At 63.5% G+C, this 19,003-nt stretch carries 26 protein-coding genes and 1 pseudogene; 14 read left to right on the top strand and 13 right to left on the bottom strand.

Going from position 1 to position 19,003, the window contains the following annotated elements; translation table 11 throughout:
• Positions 1 to 34: 34 nt before the first annotated feature.
• Entirely contained in the window at positions 35 to 928 is an 894-nt protein-coding gene (locus ACFPFW_RS01950; protein WP_379769187.1) for a sigma-70 family RNA polymerase sigma factor, read from the bottom strand.
• Positions 897 to 1,331, bottom strand: a complete 435-nt coding sequence (locus ACFPFW_RS01955; protein ID WP_114955608.1) for a carboxymuconolactone decarboxylase family protein — start codon at positions 1,329 to 1,331, stop codon at positions 897 to 899. Before ACFPFW_RS01955 ends, ACFPFW_RS01950 begins: the two co-directional genes overlap by 32 nt.
• A 119-nt stretch (positions 1,332 to 1,450) precedes the next feature.
• Between ACFPFW_RS01955 and ACFPFW_RS01960 the strand changes: the two genes are divergently transcribed.
• Positions 1,451 to 1,882: an anthrone oxygenase family protein gene (locus tag ACFPFW_RS01960; protein WP_379769190.1), complete on the top strand. Its 432-nt coding sequence runs from the start codon at positions 1,451 to 1,453 to the stop codon at positions 1,880 to 1,882.
• Here ACFPFW_RS01960 and uvrC read toward each other — a convergent pair.
• Both uvrC and ACFPFW_RS01970 read right to left on the bottom strand, forming a co-directional pair.
• Positions 1,879 to 3,903: an excinuclease ABC subunit UvrC gene (gene uvrC / locus ACFPFW_RS01965; protein WP_114955538.1), complete on the bottom strand. Its 2,025-nt coding sequence runs from the start codon at positions 3,901 to 3,903 to the stop codon at positions 1,879 to 1,881. The genes ACFPFW_RS01960 and uvrC overlap by 4 nt on opposite strands.
• A 70-nt stretch (positions 3,904 to 3,973) precedes the next feature.
• Positions 3,974 to 4,588 (bottom strand): LysE family translocator, encoded by a 615-nt coding sequence (locus ACFPFW_RS01970; protein ID WP_114955539.1) that lies wholly within the window; start codon positions 4,586 to 4,588, stop codon positions 3,974 to 3,976.
• A 242-nt stretch (positions 4,589 to 4,830) separates the two neighbouring features.
• On the opposite strand from ACFPFW_RS01970, the gene ACFPFW_RS01975 reads away from it, so the two are divergent.
• The 3 genes from ACFPFW_RS01975 (at position 4,831) to ACFPFW_RS01985 (ending at position 7,133) form a co-directional block, all read left to right on the top strand.
• Entirely contained in the window at positions 4,831 to 5,487 is a 657-nt protein-coding gene (locus tag ACFPFW_RS01975; RefSeq protein ID WP_114955540.1) for an outer membrane protein, read from the top strand.
• A 192-nt stretch (positions 5,488 to 5,679) separates the two neighbouring features.
• On the top strand, positions 5,680 to 6,318 hold the full coding sequence (locus ACFPFW_RS01980) for an outer membrane protein (protein ID WP_114955541.1): 639 nt from the start codon (positions 5,680 to 5,682) through the stop codon (positions 6,316 to 6,318).
• Positions 6,319 to 6,524: 206 nt separating this feature from the next.
• Entirely contained in the window at positions 6,525 to 7,133 is a 609-nt protein-coding gene (locus tag ACFPFW_RS01985; RefSeq protein ID WP_162799576.1) for an outer membrane protein, read from the top strand.
• A 76-nt stretch (positions 7,134 to 7,209) separates the two neighbouring features.
• Here ACFPFW_RS01985 and ACFPFW_RS01990 read toward each other — a convergent pair whose 3' ends face one another.
• Together ACFPFW_RS01990 and ACFPFW_RS01995 are read right to left on the bottom strand one after the other, a co-directional pair.
• Positions 7,210 to 7,815 carry a glutathione S-transferase family protein gene (locus tag ACFPFW_RS01990; protein WP_114955543.1) on the bottom strand — a complete coding sequence of 202 codons (606 nt, stop codon included), beginning with the start codon at positions 7,813 to 7,815 and terminating at the stop codon, positions 7,210 to 7,212.
• A gap of 31 nt (positions 7,816 to 7,846) precedes the next feature.
• Positions 7,847 to 8,059, bottom strand: a complete 213-nt coding sequence (locus ACFPFW_RS01995) for a cold-shock protein (protein WP_114955544.1) — start codon at positions 8,057 to 8,059, stop codon at positions 7,847 to 7,849.
• Positions 8,060 to 8,244: 185 nt separating this feature from the next.
• Here ACFPFW_RS01995 and ACFPFW_RS02000 point away from each other — a divergent pair, with 185 nt between their 5' ends.
• The gene (locus ACFPFW_RS02000) at positions 8,245 to 8,433 is read left to right on the top strand and encodes a hypothetical protein (RefSeq protein WP_114955545.1); all 189 of its coding nucleotides are present in this window, start codon (positions 8,245 to 8,247) and stop codon (positions 8,431 to 8,433) included.
• Positions 8,434 to 8,482: 49 nt separating this feature from the next.
• Entirely contained in the window at positions 8,483 to 10,156 is a 1,674-nt protein-coding gene (locus ACFPFW_RS02005; RefSeq protein ID WP_114955546.1) for an ArnT family glycosyltransferase, read from the top strand.
• On the opposite strand, the gene ACFPFW_RS02010 is transcribed toward ACFPFW_RS02005, so the two are convergent.
• On the bottom strand, positions 10,153 to 10,962 hold the full coding sequence (locus tag ACFPFW_RS02010) for a 23S rRNA (adenine(2030)-N(6))-methyltransferase RlmJ (protein WP_379769198.1): 810 nt from the start codon (positions 10,960 to 10,962) through the stop codon (positions 10,153 to 10,155). The genes ACFPFW_RS02005 and ACFPFW_RS02010 overlap by 4 nt on opposite strands.
• Positions 10,963 to 11,115: 153 nt before the next feature.
• On the opposite strand from ACFPFW_RS02010, the gene ACFPFW_RS02015 reads away from it, so the two are divergent.
• Positions 11,116 to 11,340 (top strand): hypothetical protein, encoded by a 225-nt coding sequence (locus tag ACFPFW_RS02015; protein WP_114955548.1) that lies wholly within the window; start codon positions 11,116 to 11,118, stop codon positions 11,338 to 11,340.
• Between the two features lie 31 nt (positions 11,341 to 11,371).
• Here ACFPFW_RS02015 and ACFPFW_RS02020 read toward each other — a convergent pair whose 3' ends face one another.
• The gene (locus ACFPFW_RS02020; RefSeq protein ID WP_114955549.1) at positions 11,372 to 11,830 is read right to left on the bottom strand and encodes a hypothetical protein; all 459 of its coding nucleotides are present in this window, start codon (positions 11,828 to 11,830) and stop codon (positions 11,372 to 11,374) included.
• Positions 11,831 to 11,982: 152 nt separating this feature from the next.
• On the opposite strand from ACFPFW_RS02020, the gene ACFPFW_RS02025 reads away from it, so the two are divergent.
• A complete protein-coding gene (locus ACFPFW_RS02025) occupies positions 11,983 to 13,227 on the top strand; it encodes a type III PLP-dependent enzyme domain-containing protein (RefSeq protein ID WP_114955550.1) in 1,245 nt (414 codons plus the stop codon).
• Positions 13,228 to 13,422: 195 nt separating this feature from the next.
• Here ACFPFW_RS02025 and ACFPFW_RS02030 read toward each other — a convergent pair.
• Positions 13,423 to 13,777 (bottom strand): annotated as a pseudogene (locus ACFPFW_RS02030) (cupin domain-containing protein).
• A 165-nt stretch (positions 13,778 to 13,942) separates the two neighbouring features.
• Between ACFPFW_RS02030 and ACFPFW_RS02035 the strand changes: the two are divergent.
• The 4 genes from ACFPFW_RS02035 to ACFPFW_RS02050 all read left to right on the top strand — a co-directional run bounded on the left by ACFPFW_RS02035 (position 13,943) and on the right by ACFPFW_RS02050 (position 15,390).
• Complete coding sequence (locus ACFPFW_RS02035) at positions 13,943 to 14,302, top strand: septal ring lytic transglycosylase RlpA family protein (protein WP_114955551.1); 360 nt, start codon at positions 13,943 to 13,945, stop codon at positions 14,300 to 14,302.
• 143 nt (positions 14,303 to 14,445) lie between these two features.
• The gene (locus ACFPFW_RS02040; protein WP_114955552.1) at positions 14,446 to 14,631 is read left to right on the top strand and encodes a hypothetical protein; all 186 of its coding nucleotides are present in this window, start codon (positions 14,446 to 14,448) and stop codon (positions 14,629 to 14,631) included.
• Positions 14,632 to 14,633: 2 nt separating this feature from the next.
• Complete coding sequence (locus tag ACFPFW_RS02045) at positions 14,634 to 14,843, top strand: hypothetical protein (RefSeq protein ID WP_114955553.1); 210 nt, start codon at positions 14,634 to 14,636, stop codon at positions 14,841 to 14,843.
• A gap of 121 nt (positions 14,844 to 14,964) precedes the next feature.
• On the top strand, positions 14,965 to 15,390 hold the full coding sequence (locus ACFPFW_RS02050) for a DoxX family protein (protein WP_114955554.1): 426 nt from the start codon (positions 14,965 to 14,967) through the stop codon (positions 15,388 to 15,390).
• Here ACFPFW_RS02050 and ACFPFW_RS02055 read toward each other — a convergent pair.
• Together ACFPFW_RS02055 and ACFPFW_RS02060 are read right to left on the bottom strand one after the other, a co-directional pair.
• Positions 15,387 to 15,758 (bottom strand): hypothetical protein, encoded by a 372-nt coding sequence (locus tag ACFPFW_RS02055; RefSeq protein WP_162799577.1) that lies wholly within the window; start codon positions 15,756 to 15,758, stop codon positions 15,387 to 15,389. The genes ACFPFW_RS02050 and ACFPFW_RS02055 overlap by 4 nt on opposite strands.
• Positions 15,718 to 15,957, bottom strand: a complete 240-nt coding sequence (locus ACFPFW_RS02060; RefSeq protein WP_114955556.1) for a hypothetical protein — start codon at positions 15,955 to 15,957, stop codon at positions 15,718 to 15,720. The genes ACFPFW_RS02055 and ACFPFW_RS02060 overlap by 41 nt, the downstream gene beginning before the upstream one ends.
• 192 nt (positions 15,958 to 16,149) lie before the next feature.
• Here ACFPFW_RS02060 and ACFPFW_RS02065 point away from each other — a divergent pair, with 192 nt between their 5' ends.
• Both ACFPFW_RS02065 and ACFPFW_RS02070 read left to right on the top strand, forming a co-directional pair.
• The gene (locus ACFPFW_RS02065; RefSeq protein ID WP_162799578.1) at positions 16,150 to 17,244 is read left to right on the top strand and encodes an OpgC family protein; all 1,095 of its coding nucleotides are present in this window, start codon (positions 16,150 to 16,152) and stop codon (positions 17,242 to 17,244) included.
• Positions 17,190 to 17,918 (top strand): hypothetical protein, encoded by a 729-nt coding sequence (locus tag ACFPFW_RS02070; protein ID WP_114955558.1) that lies wholly within the window; start codon positions 17,190 to 17,192, stop codon positions 17,916 to 17,918. Before ACFPFW_RS02065 ends, ACFPFW_RS02070 begins: the two co-directional genes overlap by 55 nt.
• A 42-nt stretch (positions 17,919 to 17,960) precedes the next feature.
• On the opposite strand, the gene ACFPFW_RS02075 is transcribed toward ACFPFW_RS02070, so the two are convergent.
• On the bottom strand, positions 17,961 to 18,227 hold the full coding sequence (locus ACFPFW_RS02075; protein WP_114955559.1) for a PepSY domain-containing protein: 267 nt from the start codon (positions 18,225 to 18,227) through the stop codon (positions 17,961 to 17,963).
• 76 nt (positions 18,228 to 18,303) lie between these two features.
• Positions 18,304 to 18,984 (bottom strand): hypothetical protein, encoded by a 681-nt coding sequence (locus ACFPFW_RS02080; protein WP_114955560.1) that lies wholly within the window; start codon positions 18,982 to 18,984, stop codon positions 18,304 to 18,306.
• Positions 18,985 to 19,003 lie beyond the last annotated feature (19 nt).

Genomic DNA, 19,003 nt, shown 5'->3' on the forward strand with positions numbered 1-19,003 from the left:
TCCGGCGGAGGGAAAGCTTGGCCTTCGACCAATGTCAGTTGGGCAGGAAGCGGCTGACCTGTTTCAGCTTGTCCGGGTTGCGCATGATGTAGACGGCCGTGATTCGGCCATCCTCGATCTCGAACGCGGTGGTCTGCAGAACGCCGTGGGGCTCGCGACTGACGAAGCCGGGCAGGCCGTCGATCAACCCCTCGCGCAGCAACGTTGAATCCATCCTGCCCTTCCGCGACAGCCCCACCATGAAACGAACCAGCCGATCGGCGCCGTTCAGGATATTGATCGCAGCCTTCACCTTGCCGCCGCCGTCCGAATAGGTGACGACATCCGCGGCGAGCAGGCTCGTCAGCATGGACGCATCGCCGCTCCTGGATGCGGCGAAGAAGGCCTGGGCGATCTCGCGACCCTGCTGCTCGCTGACGGGGAAACGTGGTCGCGATGCCCGGATATGATCGCGGGCGCGGGCGGCCAGTTGCCGGCATGCGGCGGGCTCGCGGTCGATCGACTGCGCCACCTCGTCGAAGCCCATGCCGAACACGTCATGCAGCAGGAAGGCGGCGCGCTCGAGCGGTGACAGCCGCTCGAGCGCCAGCATCAACGTACCGGTGATGCCGTCGCCGTCATCGTCGTCGAGTGTCTCGTCGAGTATCGGTTCCGGCAGCCAGGGGCCGATATAGGTTTCCCGCACCGTGCGGGCGGCTTTCAGCACGTCGAGGCTGAGCCGGCTGACGGTGCGGGTGAGAAATGCCGCCGGCTCGCGCACCGTGCTGCGATCGGCCCTCTGCCAGCGTATCCAGGCATCCTGCACCACATCCTCCGCCTCAGCCCATGAGCCGAGCATTCGATAGGCGATGCGCGTCAGCCGCGGCCGGAGCTTGTCGAACTCTGCGGCCTCCAGATCAGGCGTGGACGGAGCGAAATCCAACGGCAAAGCGGTTCCAGGTGTTGATGACCCCGATCAGGAGGGTCAGCTTAACCTGTTCCTCGTCGGAAAACTGCTCCTTCATCGCTGCGTAGACATCGTCCGGTGCGTTCGTCTCGGACAGCAGAGTCAGCGCCTCGGTCCAGGCAAGCGCGGCGCGTTCGCGGTCGGTATAGAGATGCGATTCCCGCCAGGCATCGAGCAGGAACAGCCTGTCGACGTTCTCGCCGGCCTTCAGCGCGTCGGTCGTATGCATCTTGATGCAGAAGGCACAGCCGTTGATCTGCGAGGCGCGCAGTTTCACCAATTCGACGAGGCTGTGCTCGAGGCTCGCATTGGCCTCCTGGCTCAGCTTCATCATCGTCTCCATCGCCTTCGGAGCGGCGCCATAGAAATTCAGTCTTGCACTCATCGTCATGTCCTTGCGAACGGGAGGTTCGATGAGGTGACGAGCGGATTCCCCTTGATGTGACATCGCCCGGAAACATTTTTGGCCTAAAGGCTGCCGCGGGCGGATTGAGGACATCAGACATGCTGCCCGGACTTCTCGCCCTGACCATCGCCGCCGTCTTCACCGGCGCCGCCATCTACATCAACGCCGTCGAACAGCCGGCGCGGCTCCATCTGGACGATCGCGCGCTGCTCACGGAGTGGAAGCCGGCCTATAAACGCGGCTTTGCCATGCAGGCGACGCTCGCCTTAGCCGGCTTTCTGCTCGGCCTGGCTGCCTGGTGGCAGACCGGTGACTGGCTGTTTCTGCTCGGCGCCGTCTTCATGCTCCTGCCCTGGCCGTGGACGATGCTGGTCATCATGCCGACCAACAACCGGCTGATGGTTATGCCGCTAGAGGAAGCGGGCGAGGGTAGCCGGGCGCTGATCCGGCGCTGGAGTCTCCTCCACGCGATGCGGACACTCCTCGGTCTCGCTGGCACGCTGACATTCATTGGGGCGTTGGCGAACTAACCTGCCTTCTCATGGAAGAAGTCGTAGACGATCTTTGCCGTCGCCCGATTGATCCCCGGCACCTTCTCCAGATCCGTGAGCCCCGCTCGCGCCACGCCCTTCGCCGTCCCGAAATGGTGGAGCAGCGCGCGCTTCCTTGAGGGCCCGACCCCCGCGATCTCGTCGAGAGGCGAGCGGACGAATTCCTTCGAGCGCTTCGCCCGGTGGGTGCCGATGGCGAAGCGGTGCGCCTCGTCGCGCAGGCGCTGGACGAAATAGAGGACGGGATCGCGTGGTTCCAGCCGGAACGGCTGGCGACCGGGAATGTGGAACACCTCTCGCCCCGCATCGCGATCGACGCCCTTGGCGATGCCGGCGATCGGGACGTCGGTGATGCCGAGCCCCTTCATGATCTCCAGCACCACCGCGATCTGTCCGGCGCCGCCATCGATCAGGACGAGGTCCGGCCAGGGCGGCGTTTCGCCGGCGCCGCGCTCCTCGTTGCTCGTATCGCTGTGCGCGTCAGGTGCCACACGAGGGCTCTCCTTGATCAGGCGTGAGAAGCGGCGCATCAGCACCTCCTTCATCATGCCGAAATCGTCGCCGGGCGTGATCTCGTCGGAGCGTATGTTGAACTTGCGATAATGGTTCTTCAGGAAGCCTTCCGGCCCAGCCACGATCATCGCGCCGACGGCGGCCGTGCCCATGATGTGACTGTTGTCATAGACCTCGATGCGGCGGGGCGGGGCGGGCAGGCCGAATGCCTGTCCAAGGCCTTCGAGCAGCCGCGCCTGGCTCGCGCCTTCGGCCAGGCGGCGGCCGAGCGCCTCGCGGGCGTTCTGGTGCGCATGCCGGACGAGGTCGACCTTGTCGCCGCGCTTCGGCACCTGGATTTCGACCTTGTGCCCGGCGCGGATCGTCAGCGCCTCGGCCAGGAGGTCGGAATCCTCCGCCTCGTTCGACAGCAGGATCAGCCGGGCAGGCGGCTTGTCCTCGTAGAACTGTGACAGGAACGAGCCGAGCACCTCGGCTGGCTCCAGCGAACGGTCGGCCTTCGGAAAATAGGCGCGATTGCCCCAGTTCTGGAACGTGCGGAAGAAGAACACCTGGATGCAGGTCTGCCCGGCTTCCTGATGCAGCGCGAAGACGTCCGCCTCCTCGACGGAGTGCGGATTGATGCCCTGATGCGACTGCACCGCCGACAGCGCGGAGAGGCGGTCGCGGTAGCGCGCGGCGGTCTCGTAATCCATCCGCTCGGCCGCGTCGGTCATCGAGGCGGCAAGACGCCTCTGCACCGCCTGGCTTTTCGCCGACAGGAAGTCGCGGGCCTCGTCCACGAGACCATTATAATCGTCGAGCGCAATCTCGCCGGTGCAGGGGCCGGAGCAGCGCTTGATCTGGAACAGGAGGCACGGCCGCGTCCGGCTCTCGTAGACCGCATCGGAGCAGGAGCGGAGAAGGAAGGCCTTCTGCAGCGCGGTCACGGTCCGGTTCACCGCGCCGGTCGAGGCGAAGGGGCCGAAATAATCGCCCTTGATCGTGCGTGCGCCGCGATGCTTGGCGATCCGCGCCGCCGGATGATCGCGGGCGACGAGGATGTAGGCGAAGCTCTTGTCGTCCCGCATCAGGACGTTGAAGCGCGGCCTCAGCCGCTTGATCATGTTGGCTTCGAGCAGCAGCGCCTCGGATTCCGTGCCCGTGGTCACGAATTCCATCGAGCCGGTGAGCGCGATCATCGAGGAGAGGCGGTTCGTATGCCCGACGCCGCGCGCATAGTTCGCGACGCGCTTCTTCAGGCTGCGGGCCTTGCCGACATAGAGGACTTCACCTTCGGCATCGATCATCCGGTAGACGCCGGGCCGGTTCGGCAGCGTTTTCAGGGCGCGCTTGATCACTTCGACGCCGTGGACGCCGGCTTCGCGTTCAGCCACCGACCAGTCGAATCCCGCCACGACCTCGACGGCCTCGCCGACGGTCGCAATGTCCTCGTCCTCGGTCAGAATGTCGGTCGGTTCTAGATCGCGCTTCTTGGTGTCGGTCATAAATCTTGGTCTCGCCGAGACCGGCTACATATTGGGAACGAGCGGGTCTTCAATGACCCGCTCGTTGCCTTTATCGGCTTGCAGCCACGGCAATGCCAGCGCCGACCATGACGCCGCCGGCCGAGCGGTTCACCCGGCGCACGATATGTGGACTGCGCAGCAGTCTGCGCGCGCGGCTGGCAAGGATCACGTGGCCGCCGACCACGAAAATCTCGACGGCAAGGATGACCGCCGCGAGAACGAGGACCTGCTGGAGGGTAATCGAAGGGCCCACCATGTTCGGCAGCAAGGCGACATAGAACAGCGGCATCTTCGGGTTTCCGAGATTGAGTGCCACCCCGGTCATGAACATAGCGAACAGGCCGCGCCGGTCGGCGATCGGCTGCGCAGCGGGAAGGACCGGTTCCGCCGTCCAGAGCCTGATACCGATCCAGACGAGATAGGCCGCGCCGGCATAGCGCAGGACACTCATCAGCGTGCCCATCTCGGCGGCAAGGATCGACAGGCCGAATGCGGCGAGCGTCAGGAAGATCAGAATGCCCACAACCGTACCCGCTCCGTAGGCGATACCGGATGCTGCTCCGTTGGAGATGGTCCTGGCAACGATCGTCATATTGTCCGGACCCGGACTGACGGCGAACACGAGGAAAGCTGCTGCAAACGCCAGCGCGGTCGAAATGTCCATCGAAACTCCTCCGCGGCCCGTTCGAGCATCGAATCGAAAGGTGCGCGTTTACCGGAATGTAGGATCGGCGGAGTCATTACTCCACCGCCGTTGCGTCGCGCGAACAAGGCCTTGCCACGTTTTGTGCGCATTGCGAGGGCAGGTTCCGACAAGTTTTGGGGGATTCCCTTTGAACTTGGACGAGGGCTGGAGCGTTCTAACGAACGGCACGGATCGTGCCGTCGTCCAGCCGGAGTAGAGTGATGAGCGTGCGTGGAAGTTACATCGCTGCTTTGGTTGGCCTGGCGCTTGCGCCGGCAGCCGCGCGCGCGGCTGACATGCCGGCTGTGCAGCCCATCGATGTCGCCATCGCCAATGCCGCGCACGACTGGAGCGGCATCTATGCCGGCGTCAATGTCGGTGGAGCGCTCGGCGAATTCCAATCCTTCACGCCCGGTCCATCGACCGGCGACTTCGACGGCAACGGCGCGCTCGGCGGCTTCCAGATCGGCTACAACAAACAGTTCGGCTCGGTCGTCATCGGCGTCGAGGGCGATTTCCAGGGCGCGAATATCGATGGTGACGGCTCGACCGGAGGCGTTCCCACTTCAGCCAGCCTCGACTGGTTCTCGACGGCGCGCGGCCGTGTCGGCTATGCGTTCGACCGCACATTGATCTACGGCACCGCGGGTGGCGTCGCCGCCGGTCTCGAAACCACGGCGGGCGGCGTGTCCGACAATCAGACTGCCTGGGGCTGGACGGCCGGCGCCGGCGTCGAGCATTCGGTGACCGAGAACATCTCTCTGAAGGCCGAATATCTCTACCTCGACACCAAGGAAGAGACGTTCGATACCGCGCCCACTACCAACAATGAGTGGGACGGTCACGTCATGCGCTTCGGCGCCAATCTGAAATTCTGACCGTCACACGGTCGAATTACGGCGAAGGGGTGACGCCGGAAAAAACTGCCGTGCCTGAGTGTGACATGCAGGGCACGGCGAATAGGACAGGCAACGCGTTAGTAGTTGCATTGGCGCGGGGAGTTGCGGGGGACGCCGGGGGGCAGTCTTCCAAGGGGACCAGCGCAGCGTACAAGTAGGGGTTATCATTACATGTCTTTTAAGTTTGCCTCCTTCGCGGCCGGTGCCGCCATGCTTGCTTTTGCTCCGGCGGCCTTCGCGGCCGATATGCCGGTCGAGCAGCCCTACCAGGCGGTCGCGCCTGTCGTCGAACCCACTGCCTATAACTGGTCCGGCCTCTACGTCGGTGCCCATGGTGGTTTCGGCTGGGGTAGCTTCGACTCCGATACGGTCGGCGAGTTCGACGCTGACGGCGCCATCGCCGGCGGCCAGATCGGCTACAACTGGCAGTACGGCCAGTGGCTCGTCGGTCTCGAAGGCGATGCCTCGTGGACCGGCATCGAGGACGACGAGGCCTTCGTCGATTCGCAGTTGAACTGGCTGTCGACCATCCGTGGTCGCGTGGGTTGGACCTTCGATCGCGTCCTGTTCTACGGCACCGGTGGTGTTGCCTTCGGTGACGTCGACTACAACGACGGCATCGATGACGACTCCCAGACCCAGGTCGGCTGGGCCGCGGGCGCCGGCATCGAATTCGCCGTGACGGAGAACGTCTCTCTAAGGGCCGAATACCTGCACGTCGATCTCGGCGACGAGGACTTCGGCGCGACGCCGTCGAACGTCAGCTTCGACGCTGACATCGCTCGCGGCGGCATCAACTACCGCTTCTGATCGATATCGATCTCCCGATCGAAAGAAGGGCTCCGGCAGCGATGCCGGGGCCCTTTTCGTTATGGTTTATGCCTTCAACGCCTCGGTAACCGTCTGCTAACTCTATAAAAAGCAATTCATTCAGGTTACGCGTCGTTAAGCATTCGAAAAGCCCCCGATCCTTAAGGTCCGGAATGAACGGTCCCCGTCGGATCTGGAGCTTGGTAATGCGTAACATTCTCTTCGTCGCCACGGCGGTCGCCGGTGGTCTCATCGCCCAGGCGGCCTTCGCTGCCGACATGCCGTACTATGGTGCGGAAGGCGGCTATTCAGCGGCCCCGGCTCAGGACTGGAGCGGCCTCTATCTCGGCGGTCACATCGGTGCCGGCTTCGGCAGCGGCGACGATGTCGATCCGAGTGGCGTGCTCGGCGGTATCCAGGGTGGCGGCAACTGGCAGTACGGTCAGGTCGTCCTCGGTGCCGAAGGCGACTTCTCCGGCGCCGGCATCAGCGACGATTTCCTGAGCAACGACTTCGATGTGAACTGGCTCGCCACCGTGCGTGGCCGCATCGGCTGGGCGTTCGACCGCTTCATGGTCTATGGGACCGGCGGCTTCTCCTGGGCCAGCGCCGAATATAACGGCCCTGGTGGCGGTGACGACAACGTGCATGCTGGCTGGGCTGCGGGTGTGGGCGTGGAAGGCATGGTCTGGAACAACATCTCCGCCAAGGCCGAGTACCTTTATATGGGTCTCGGAGACGAAAACTACGCGCCGATCGGCGACGTCGATCTCGACATGCACACCTTCAAGCTTGGCGTGAACTACCACTTCTGAGTTGAGGGGCCGAGCCGGGCGGGGACCCTGGCCTCGGTACCAGAATCCCGGATCGCGCGGCGCGGTCCGGGATTTTTTATGCCGGTGCCCGCGTCTCGCCGAAGGACGGAACGGCGCGCTCGAATGCATCGACCCAGGCGGGCAGGGCGCTATAGCTCTTGCGCCAGTCGGGCGCGCGCAGATCGAGATAGCCGAGCGCGCAGGCGAGCGCGATCGCGCCGATGTCGGGCAGGACGGTGATCGTCGGCAACGGGCACTTTTCGAGACTCCCGAGGCCGCGGTCGACCTTGCCGGTCTGATGGTCGACCCATTTCGCCTCGTGCTTCTCGGGCGGCCTGAAACGGCCCTCGTAAACGCGAAGCAGAGCCGCATCCGAGATGCCGTCCGCGAGCGCCTGCAGTTTCAGCGCCTCGAAGCGAGCGGGAGCGGGCGGGAGGATGCGGTTCCCGCCGGCCATGTAATCGAGATATTCGACGATCACCCGGCTGTCGTAGAGCACGTCGCCGTCTTCGAGGATCAAAGTCGGGATCTTACCGAGCGGGTTCTGGCTCCGGATCGAGTCTTCCGGATTCAGCGTATCGGTGGCGACGATTTCAATTCTATCGCGCAACCCCAGGACAGATGCCGCGATCTTGACCTTGCGGCCGAACGGCGAAGCGGGGGAAGACCTCAGTACCAGCATCGAACTCTTTACCTCAGTCTTCCCCAACCGCTCATGCGCCTGCGAGGTTTACAGCTTTCGGGCCCTTGCCCTTTTTGTCCGGCTCGACGTCGAACACGATGCGCTGTCCCTCGTTCAGATTGTTGATCCCCGACGAGTGCAGGGCGCTGACATGGACGAAAACGTCCGGTCCGCCGCTGTCCGGCTTGATGAAGCCATAGCCCTTGTCGAAATTGAAGAATTTGACTGTGCCTTCTTGTGCCACTGCGTGTCCCCAGTCTTAGCGTTTCCATCGTGCGCGTCTGTGCGCGCATCGAATTCGTCTGGTAACTCTTCAGAGAAACGCTTGCAAGGCACCCCAATCGCTGGCCGCTCAGGGAATTTTCAGCTTTTGCGTGCAAGGTGATCCGGTCCGAGTTCGGACATCCTCGCGTATTTGAGGAGTGTGGGGTGGATTACGATCTGGATTCAGCTGTCAGGATCCTGCGCGAGTTGCACGCGCGGATGAAGGCTGCCGACAGCAAGGCCAGGCCGCCGGCCATGGCCGACCTGGAAATGTCGGGCCAGCGCACGGGCGCGGTTCGAGTGCTCGCCAGCAAATGGCTGAAGCGGCGCCGGAGCGCCGGCGGGCGAGGCTGATCCCCGAGCTGTCACGCAACTGACGTCATGGCTCTGGCAATCAGTCGGCATGGTCGACTGGGCGCCTTCGCAGGCCAAGACGTCTGGCGCGGTCCTTACGCGTCATTGGGCGGCGGCTCTCGCGGTGGCCGTCTATTTCGTCGTGATGATGTCCTACGGCGCGACGACGATCCTGCAATATCCGGACGAGCGTCATTACGCCTATGCCGCTGCCTATATGGTCGAGACCGGAGACTGGCTGATCCCGGTCACGCCGGAAGGGGAGGTCAGGCTCAAGAAGCCGATCCTGCCTTACTGGTTCGGCGCCGCCGGCTTCGAGCTCTTCGGCATCAATCCGTTCGGCTTCCGCTTTTTCTGGGTCCTCGGCGCGGCCGCGATCCTCGCGTTGACTTATGCGCTGGCGCTTGTCCTCGGCGCGCCCCGGCCGGCCGCGCTATTCGCCCTCGCGCTCACGGCAGGCAATCCGTTCTTCATTCGCGCCACCGTCAATTCCATTCCCGATATTCCGCTGACCGTCTTCCTGATGCTGGCCACACTTGGCTTCGTCAGGATTTTCACGTCAGACGGACAGGCCGTTCCGCGATGGGCTCCGTGGGCCGGCTGGATCGGTATCGCGCTCGCAGTGCAGGCCAAGGGCCTTCTGCCGGTGCTGCTCGTCGGCATCGTCCTCGTCCATGCGAGTTTCTTCGACCGCTCCAGGCTCAGGCATGTCCTGTCGCCGCTGCCGATCCTTGCCGCGCTGGCGATCGTGCTCTCGTGGTTCGCGCTGGTCGCATGGACCTATCCCAATGAGTTCACGCGCGAGTTCTTTGGCGATCAGGTCACCGAGAAGGTCTCCATCAGTCCGTGGAGATGGCTCATCGCCCTCGCGGGCTATTCGGGGGTTTGCATCGGCTCGTTCCTCGCCTTCTTCCCTTTCCTTGGCCTGCTGAGGCGGAGAGGGGAGCAATCGCGGCCTCGGCCAGTCGTCCTGATGCTGATGGTCTGGTCCCTTGCGGTGCCAGTCCTGTTCAGCTTCGCCGGCTTCGTCGATCCGCGTTATCTGATGCCGATCCTGCCCGTGATCGCGGTGCTCCTTGCACTCGGCCTGTCGGCGGTCGAGCCGGAACGCTTTGCCCGATATTCCAACAGGGGCATCATCGCCGTCGCGGCGGTGCTGACCCTCGTCGTTGCGCTCGGCATGGCGGTCGAGGCGCAACTGAGCTCGCTAGCGGGCGGGTTGCTTTTGGGTCTGTTTGGGCTCGCTCTGATCGCGGGCTATCTGCTGTCCGCATGCCGCCGCGCCGAAACCGTGCCTCACCTTCTGGCGATAGGCCCGCTTCTCCTCGTCATCCTGCTCTACCCGCCGCTTCGTCTGATCGCGCAGCCGGACCTCGGACGACCGATCGCGGAGCGTATCGCCTCGTCGGGGATCGCCGCCGACCGGGTATTCTTCATCGGCACCTATCTCGAAGCCATGACCACAAGGCTGCATCTGGGGAGGGCCGATCCATTCCGGCAGGTCGAGGAACTTCCCTCCGACCTCACATCACCCTGCCTCGTCGCCACGAGTGATCGCGCGCTGATTTCAGATCTCAGGATCCGTGGCTATCCGATTGATATAGTTAACGGACCGTGGCGTTGGCGCGGCCCGGACGAGTTCTTCTCCGCGCTCTTCTCGGGCACACTGGCGACCGCCTTGCCAGCGAACGCGGAGAAGGCGGCGATCGTTCGCTGCCCCTAATCCTCTCCCGCGATCTCGATCACCCGCCCGCGCGCATGGGAATCCAGCGCCAGCAGCCGCGCGAGTTCAGGCATCAGCACGCCGAGTTCTGCCCTCAGCGTCCAGGGTGGATTGACGATCGCAAGTCCGCTGCCGTTCAGTCGCCGCGCATCGTTAGGGCGCTGGATCATGAGTTCGGCGCCGAGGATCGATTTTATTCCAGTTTTTGAAAGGCCGCGCGTAAATGCTTCCGTATCAAGCGGATTCTTGATCGGATACCAGAGCGCGTATATCCCTGTCGGCCACTTTTTGTGAGCCGAAACGAGCGCTGCCGCCATGCGTTCGAGTTCGTGCGGCTGCTCGAAAGGCGGATCGATCAGCACGACTCCACGCCGCTCCTTCGGCGGCACATAGGCATTCAGCGCGGTCCAGCCGTCGGTGTCGACGACGCTCACCTGCTTGTCTCGCGAGAACAGCCGTCCGAGCGTCCTCACGTCCTCGGGATGGCGCTCGCATAGCGCGAGCCGGTCCTGTTCCCGAACGAGGTGCCGGACGAGGTCCGGCGAGCCGGGATAGAGTTTCAGGGCTCCATCAGGATTGAGTGCGCGCACCACGTCCAGCCATGGAGCGACGACAGCGGAGACGGCCGGGGGCAGGGCGGCGTTCCAGACGCGGCCGACGCCGTCCTTCCATTCACCCGTTCGCTCGGCATCGCCGCCGATCAGGTCGTAGCGCCCGCTGCCCGCATGGGTGTCGATATAGCGGAACGCCGAGTCCTTGTTCTTCAGATGTACGATCAGCCGCGCCAGAAGAACGTGCTTCAGCACGTCGGCGAAGTTCCCCGCATGGTAACTATGTCGGTAATTCATGCCGCGTCCGAGGCTGCTTTTTCTTGTTCGGCCGGAGCTCTCAATCTAGGAGTTGCGCGCGGTAACGAACGCTTAACCCTGTGAGGCGGGGTTGGCGACTGGAAACGGCCCATGTTCCGGATTCTGGCGATCGTTCTTCTCGCTTACGTGTTTCTGTACCCGCGTTTCGCCAATACCGGGCCTATTTCGGTGATCGATACGCGCTCCGAGCAATTGCAGCGTATCGGTGGCTTCGATCCGTTGTCGGATGCCGTCGCGGCGCTGACGCGAAGCGTCCGGTCGATCGCTCCGCTCGACGTCGTCGCTCGCGAACTGAGGGAAGCTGTCGACGGCTAAGCCGAAGAGGCTCAGTCACCCGGCGTCTGGGTTAATAGGCAGTGCCGGGTTGCGCCATCTTGCAGGCCGGCGAGTAGGCGAGATTGCGGTCGAGGCCGATCACGCAGAATTCTACCCCCCAGGTCACGCCCAGCGTGCCGGTCTCATAGCCGATCGAATAGTAGACGTCCCGCTCGACATGGTCGGAGACGATCGTACGCGAACGGCAGAACCGGCGTTCGACGAATTCGACGCCCCATGGGCGATAACCGAGCTCACTTGTCTGCGAGAAGCCGATCAGCTTCAGGTTCGAATTCCAGTAGGTGCTTTCCTTGTCCTGGAACGAGTCGGCGACTTCATGCAGAACGCGCGGGTTATCGCATGCCGGGACGCGTGAGATATCGACCGTAGCCGTTTGGGCGCGCTCCGGCCAGTCGGCCGCCTGTGCGCCTGCCGCGCCGAGCACCGCCGCACCGATTGTGAACAACGCCGCGAACCAAGCCCGTGTCATTTGGCTTTCACTCCAAGCACCGATGGCTGCGGACGATGCGGCCGGGGAGAAACCGGGTCAAGCGCCGAGAGCGGGGTTTGGCAGGGTTCTCCCGGATGATAGCGTTCGCGCCACACTGGGCCGGGATCTGAATGGCCCTGGAAGGGAATTGAATGGAGCGGTTTGAAACGGCGCGCGACGCCGCGCTGTCATTGCGGCCCGATCGGCCGGTCTACGGGTTTCGGCCGAGCGTGCTGAAAGCGGATGCCAGGGAGTTCATGGCCGGCTTTCGTGGCACCACCGCCTATGCGGTCAAGACGAACGACGCTCCCGTCATCCTGAGCGCGCTCTCCGAAATCGGCGTCTCGGCCTTCGACGTCGCCAGCCCCGCCGAATTCGAGGCGGCGCGCACCGCCAATCCTCAGTCCGATCTCTATTACATGCACCCGGTGAAGGCGCAGTCCGACATCCGGCTCGCGCTCGAGACCTATGGCATCCGTCGGCTCGCGGTGGACCATGAGGACGAGATCGCGAAAATCCTGCGCATCGTCCGCGCGCTCGATCTCGATCCGGCCGACATCACCTTGTTCGTCCGCCTCGCTACCAAGGGTCACGCGGCCTATGAGCTTTCGAAGAAGTTCGGCGCCGCCCCGAAGCACGCGGTCGAGCTTGTCGAACGCATCGACCGTATCGGCTTCCGCGTCGGCCTGACCTTCCATGTCGGCAGCCAGATCGAGGACCTGACGACCTATGAGCGCGCTCTCGCGACAGCCGCCTGGGTTCGCTCGCGCGTCGATGCCGAGATCGCGGCGCTCGACATCGGCGGCGGCTTCCCGGCCCGCTATGGCCACGATCCCAAGCGCCGCGCTCCCCCGCCGATGCCGGCGATCGGAGACCTTCTCGGCAACATCCATTCCGAGATCGAGGAATGGGGACTCGACGACCTCCCGCTGATCGCCGAGCCGGGCAGGGTGATCGTTGCCCGCTCGCTCTCGGTCATCACCCGCGTCCTGCTCAAGAAGGGGCAGCGCGTCTATATCAACGACGGCATCTGGTCGTCGCTTTCCGACGCCTGGACCGGCAAGATCACGCTTCCCGCGCGGCTGATCCCGGATCCGGCCCGCCGCGCCAAGCGCTCGACTTCGGAAAAACTCGTTCCGTTCAAGGTGTGCGGTGCGACATGCGACAGCGTCGACATCCTCTCGCGCCCTTTCTGGTTGCCGGAGAATGTCGATACCGGCGACTGGATCGAGATCGGCCACATTGGCGCCTATTCCCTGTCGCTGCGCACCCGCTTCAACGGCTTCTATCCGGACACTTTCGTCGAAATCGCGACTCCTTATGAGGACGAGGAATCTGGCGTCGAGGGTTTCGCGACGATGGAGCCGAGAGGCGGGATGCTCTCTGCGGGGGAGTGAGAGGCTTTCCCTCTCCCGAGCCAAGTCGGATTTATCCGACTTGGCCACTTTTCATCCAAACTCGGGAACACGCGAGTTTGGTCGGGAGAGGTCGACTCGCGCAGCGAGCGGGTGAGGGCGACAACAAGCATCGTGCTTGCCCTCACCCCGATGCGTTGACACGCACTCGACCCTCTCCCGCTGCGCAGGAGAGGGTTACGGCAACCGGATCACATAGATCTTCCTTGTCGTCTCCACGACCTCCCAGGTCCCCGTGAACCCCGGCCGGATCACCAGGCTGTCGCCGGGTCCGAGACGAACCGCCTCGCCATCGTCCGACGACACGATCGACAGGCCGCTTTCGATGCGGAAAAATTCCCATTCTGCATAGGCGATCCGCCATGTGCCTGGCGTTGCTTCCCAAACCCCCGCGAACGTCTTTCCGTCATCGCTCTCCTCGACGTTCCAGGTTCGCGTGCGCGGCTGTCCGTTGAGGAATTCGATCAGGCTCCGGAGCGCCTTCTTCCGGGATAATATTACTGATGTCGAAGCTTGAGATTAACCCTGCCATTAATATTTTCCTAACCTGATTATAGCCTCAAATCCCCTCTGGGAGACGTATCGTCGCGGACGCATTTACTATGAAGCGCGTTCCATGTGCCTCATTTCCGCCCCATCTAGCCTGCACTTGGCTCCTCGTTGGGTAATGGGGGATCCAGGAGGGGGTATCCTAAGTATGAATCTTGTGCGTCTTGCCGCGGCTGCTGCCGCGACGTTTGTTATGGCTGCGGCTGCTGTTCCCGCCGAAGCCAAGTCCTTCTCCGGCACCGCGTCCTGGTACCAGCATGGCGCTCGTACGGCTTCCGGTGCCCGCTTCAATCCCGACGGTTACACGGCCGCGCATCGCAGCCTTCCGTTCGGCACGAAGCTGAAGGTCACCAATCGCCGCAACGGTAAGACGGTCAGCGTGACGGTCAATGACCGTGGCCCGTTCACCGGCGGTCGCGTCCTCGACGTGTCCCGTGGCGCCGCGCGTGCTCTTGGCATGGTGGGTTCCGGCACTGCGCCGGTCTCGGTCCAGCTCGCGTCGAACTGAGTTTGCCGGGGCCCACCCGCAGGTGGGTCTCTCGCGGGGCGGGGGGATTTGGTTTGGCGTTTCCTCCGCCCGCTCGCCTTCCCGGAACAAGTGTCCGGACGGGGTGTTGATCGGTAGATGTCCTTTTCGAAAGGAGCCCGATCATGACCAACAAACCGCCTCCCATTCCAGCAGAACAACGCGGCAAGGGTCCGGCCCGTCCGAAAACGGCCGAAGATCCGAAAACCCGTCAGATGCGGCAGATGGACAAGGAAAGCCCGGAAGATCGCGGGCAGGCCGAGAACACGCGCATCAACACCACCCATCAGGGTCTTCAGCAGGATCGATAGTCATGCCAACCAAGCACAAGGACGCCTTGCGCTGGGGCGGACCCGGCGCCAGCCACGAAGACCGTACCAAGCCGATGCCGGAAAAGCCGGTCGGTAGTCGCGACAAGCCGGACCATCTCGATAATCGTAGCGCGGTGTCGGGAGGCGGCGGCGAGCGCGACAAGCATCATAGCCGCGACCCCGAGATGAAGGGCGACCGCAAAGGCTATTGAGCACGTGGAACCGTGCAAAATTGCACGCGAAAACGTGTGTTCATGAAATGAATGCGATCTGGCGTTGTCTCCGGGGATCGCTGATGCTGCGCGGCGTCAGCACCCTTGGAGACTCAGACCCATGGCCTTGTCCCGTTCGTCGTCGAGCCCCATCGAGCGTCCCTTCGATAAAGCGTCGGGCTATGCCCCGATCATGCTCAGCATCCTGCGCATCATGACCGGCCTGCTCCTGCTTCAGCACGGCCTGCAGAAATTCGTCGGCTTCCCGGCTCCTCGGCCCAGCGGCAATGTGGAGTTGTTCTCGCTGATGGGCCTCGCCGCCGTCATCGAGACCTTCGGCGGCATCTTGATCATCATCGGCCTGTTCACCCGGCCGGTGGCGTTCATCTGCGCCGGCTTCACCGCGGTCGCCTATTTCATGGCGCACGCCCCGCAGAATTTCTACCCGATCATCAACCAGGGCGAGCTCGCGGTCCTGTACTGCTTCGTCTTCCTCTATTTGATGCTCGCCGGCCCCGGCCCGTGGAGCATGGACGCCCGGCGCTAGAGCTCGCTGCAGTTCTCGCCGACATAGGTCCGGAAATAGGCTGTCGACCCCGAAAGGGGCGGCAGCCTTTGTTCGCGCTGGTCCTCACGCAGGCAACGGCCGTAAAGGTCCTTGGCACGGAACAGAACGTTGAGATGGACGCGCATCGCCGAGCATCGCTCGGCTTTCGCCGCATTGTTCAGCGCGTCGACCCTGCGTTCGGTCGCCTGAAGCTCGGCGTCGAGCTTGCGGATATTGGCGTGGCAGAGCACCGATTCAGGCGCCTGGGCATGCGCCGTTCCGCATATGGCCAGCAGGCCGGATGCGAGCGCGAGCGTCGCGAACGGATTATTTCTTGAACGGGGACTTCCAGCCGATGTCCAGATCATCGTCGTCGTCCTTGTCTTCATCGTGCTTCACGTCCTTGAACAGCGCCGGCGCATGGACTTCCGGCTCGTGGAACGAGGCCTTGAATTTCTCGAAGCCGAGTTCGAAATCGCTCTTCTCCTCGTCCGCATGGGCGATGGCCAGCGGAGCGGCGGCGATGAGCGCGCCGAGGGCTGCAAGGCGTAAAGACTGACGGATCATTGATTGTCCTCCACATCCGGAGAGAACCAAGATTCATGCCGAATTTGCATTCTGCAATAGGGCAAAGTTTTGACGAGCAGTCTCGCGCAATGCGACCTTTGATCGGTGGTCCGGCGTGCCTGTCTGTGGTCAGTTGCCAGCCATGGCCTGTTCGGGGATTCGAGTGTGAGCGTGCCCGCGCGGGGGCGCCTGTTGAGCGTCGATTTCTGGCGAGGGCTCGCGCTCGTCACGATCTTCGTCAACCACATCCCCGGCAATGCGTTCGAACACCTGACGCACCGCAATTTCGGTTTCTCGGATGCCACCGAGATCTTCGTCATGCTCGCGGGAGTCGCGGCCGCTCTGGCCTACCTGCCGCAATTCGCTGAACGCCGAAGCCTGCCGACCAGTTTCCGTATCGTCCGCCGCGCCTTCGATCTCTACATGGCGCATATCGTCCTGATCGTCTGCTGCGGCGCGATCATCGCCTATGCGGTCACGGCGACGGGCGACACCCGCTTCTTCGAGGCCCTGCACCTCGACATCCTGATCAACGACACGGTGCCCGGGCTGATCGGCCTGGCGACGCTCGGCCTCCAGCCGGCCTATCTCAACATCCTGCCGCTCTACATCATGCTGCTGCTGATGGCGCCGTTCCTGCTGCTCCTCGCTCGCATCCGGGTCGGTCTCGCCCTCGCGGTCTCCGCCGGCCTCTATGTCACCGCGCAATTGCTGTGGCTGAACCTGCCTACCTTTCCCTCGGAGGGCTGGTGGTTCCTCAATCCGCTCTGCTGGCAATTGCTGTTCGCGATCGGCGTCGCGATCGGCGCGATGATCCTGCGCGGCGAGCGGCCGGTGCGGTCGCCCGTTCTGTTCTGGATTGCCGTCGCCTATCTGGCGGTCTCGGCGGTCTGGATCGTCAGCGGCTTCTATCCGTCGTGGGATATCGCGCCCGTGCCGCGTTTTCTCTGGGATTTCGACAAGACCAATTTGTTCCTGCCGCGCCTCCTTCATGTGCTCGCGCTGGTCTACGTGGTCACTTATCTGCCGGTCGAAGCCTGGCTGAGGCGGCAGGCCTGGATCGCGCCGCTGGTAGCGCTCGGCAGGCACTCGCTGCCCGTCTTCTGCCTGGGAACGGTGATCGCGCTGGCGGGGCAGGTGATCCGCGCCGTGACGGGCGGAATTTTTCCCGTTGATGTAGTTCTCATTGGCGGTGGTATCATCGCCCAGTTCATTCTTGCAGGTGTGCTCGAATGGTATCGAACGGAAACCGCGTCCGCCGCCTCGTTGCGGCCGGCGCGGCGCTGATCGCGGCAATTATTGTCCCGGCCATGAGCTGGGCGGATGCGGGCGTTCCCGCACGCTGCGCTGTGCCCGATGCCTATCTCAAATTCTCCGCCGATCTCGACCGCACCGAAGGTCTTCTCGACCGCAAGCGCCCGGTCCGCGTCCTCGTCCTCGGCCCCGCTCTGAGCGCCGAGGGGCAGGATCGCCGTTCGCTCGAAATAGCGCTCGAGCAGAAGCTCGCCGGCAGCCAGTTCGAAATCACCGAAGCCATGTCGGCCGGCCTCGCCGAGGATGATTTCGAGCGCCTGCGCACCGCCGTCGCCGAGACCTCGCCGGATCTCGTCATCTGGCAGGTCGGCGTCCGTGACGCGATGGCGTCGAGCGACGTCGCCGATTTCGAGGCGGTCCTCGATCAGGCGAGTGCCTGGATGAACGCGCGCGGCCCGGACCTCGTCCTCGTCGATCCACCCTTCGTGCCGCATGTCGCGCACGAGAGGATCTACACGCCCTATGTCGGAGAGATCGGAGAGGTGTCGCGCACGGAAGGCGTGCCGGTCATCCGGCGCTACGCGGCGATGCAATATCTCAGCATGCAGGATCAGGCGAAGCGGCTGCCCGTGATGTCCGGAGCGCTGCCGCGCTCGCCCTGCGTCACGGAATTCATGGCAGAGGCGATCGTCCGCGCCGTCCGCTGAAGCGAAACCGGCCGGACGATCCGGCCGGTCTCGTTGACGGACTTAGTCCCTGTCGGAACTGGTGATCATGAAGGCCTGATCGAGTTGCAGGTCTTCGGTCGAGCCGTCCGGAGCCTGGGCCTCGTCGACTTCCCAATAGCCGTCGTCATCCCATTCAATATCGCCCCAGGCGGTGAAGCCCTGGGATTGGAGCACGTCGGCAATGATCTGCCGTTCTTCGGGCGAAGGATCGCGGTCGGCCAGCGCGGCCGTCAGGGGCAGGGCGGCGAACGCACCGGCGATGGCGGCGAGGCGGAGGATCTTCTGCATTGTCTTCTCCCTTGCTGAAAGGTTTTAACAGCAGCGGGAATATGGGGCGGAAGAATGGTCCGGCCACCCCAGCGGGCTATTTTGGCGCGGTTCCGTCGGCCGGAGCGGCATCGTCCGCAGGCGGCGCCTCCTCCGGCATTTCCTCACCGGGATAGAAGACCGACCATTGCACGACGGTCGGATTCACCGCTTTCATGTCGGGGCTGTCGGAGGGGAATTCGCCGTCGCCCGAAACCTTGCTGCGGACAGGCTCCGGCGTCTTGTCATCCGGCAGGAAGCTCGCGCCGAGCAGGCATTCGCCCGGCTGGTGGACGAGCTTGCCGTCCTTGGCGTCGATGATCGCGCCGCCGAGATCCCAGTCGAAGCCGGTCATCACGAACGGGCCGCCATTGATCTTCTCGACGTCGGCGAGCGTCGCACCGTTCTTCATTCCGGCCTCCGAGACCCATTGCGAATCGCCTGGAACGTCGACGGCGGCGAGGCCGGTCTTGGTCTCGTCGTCGAGCCAGGTGAATTCAAGCCGCTTCGTAGGATCCTTGGCGTAGACGACCGTCACCTCGCCAGTTTCGCCTTCGACGCCGTCATAGGCCTCGGTGGTCACGTTGTCCGCGCCGAACGTGTCCTGCAGCAGCTTGAAGCTCGAATCCTTGCCGAAAGGGCCGGAGCAGCGGATGACATTGTCGGTCGGCGCCTGGGCCAGGGCAGGGCCGGCGACCATCAGGCCAAGGGCGAGAAGCGGAATGGTCCTGATGGTCATGTGTCAACGTCCCCTGCTG

This window comes from Flaviflagellibacter deserti (assembly GCF_042652085.1).
GTDB classification, from domain to species: domain Bacteria; phylum Pseudomonadota; class Alphaproteobacteria; order Rhizobiales; family Methylopilaceae; genus Flaviflagellibacter; species Flaviflagellibacter deserti.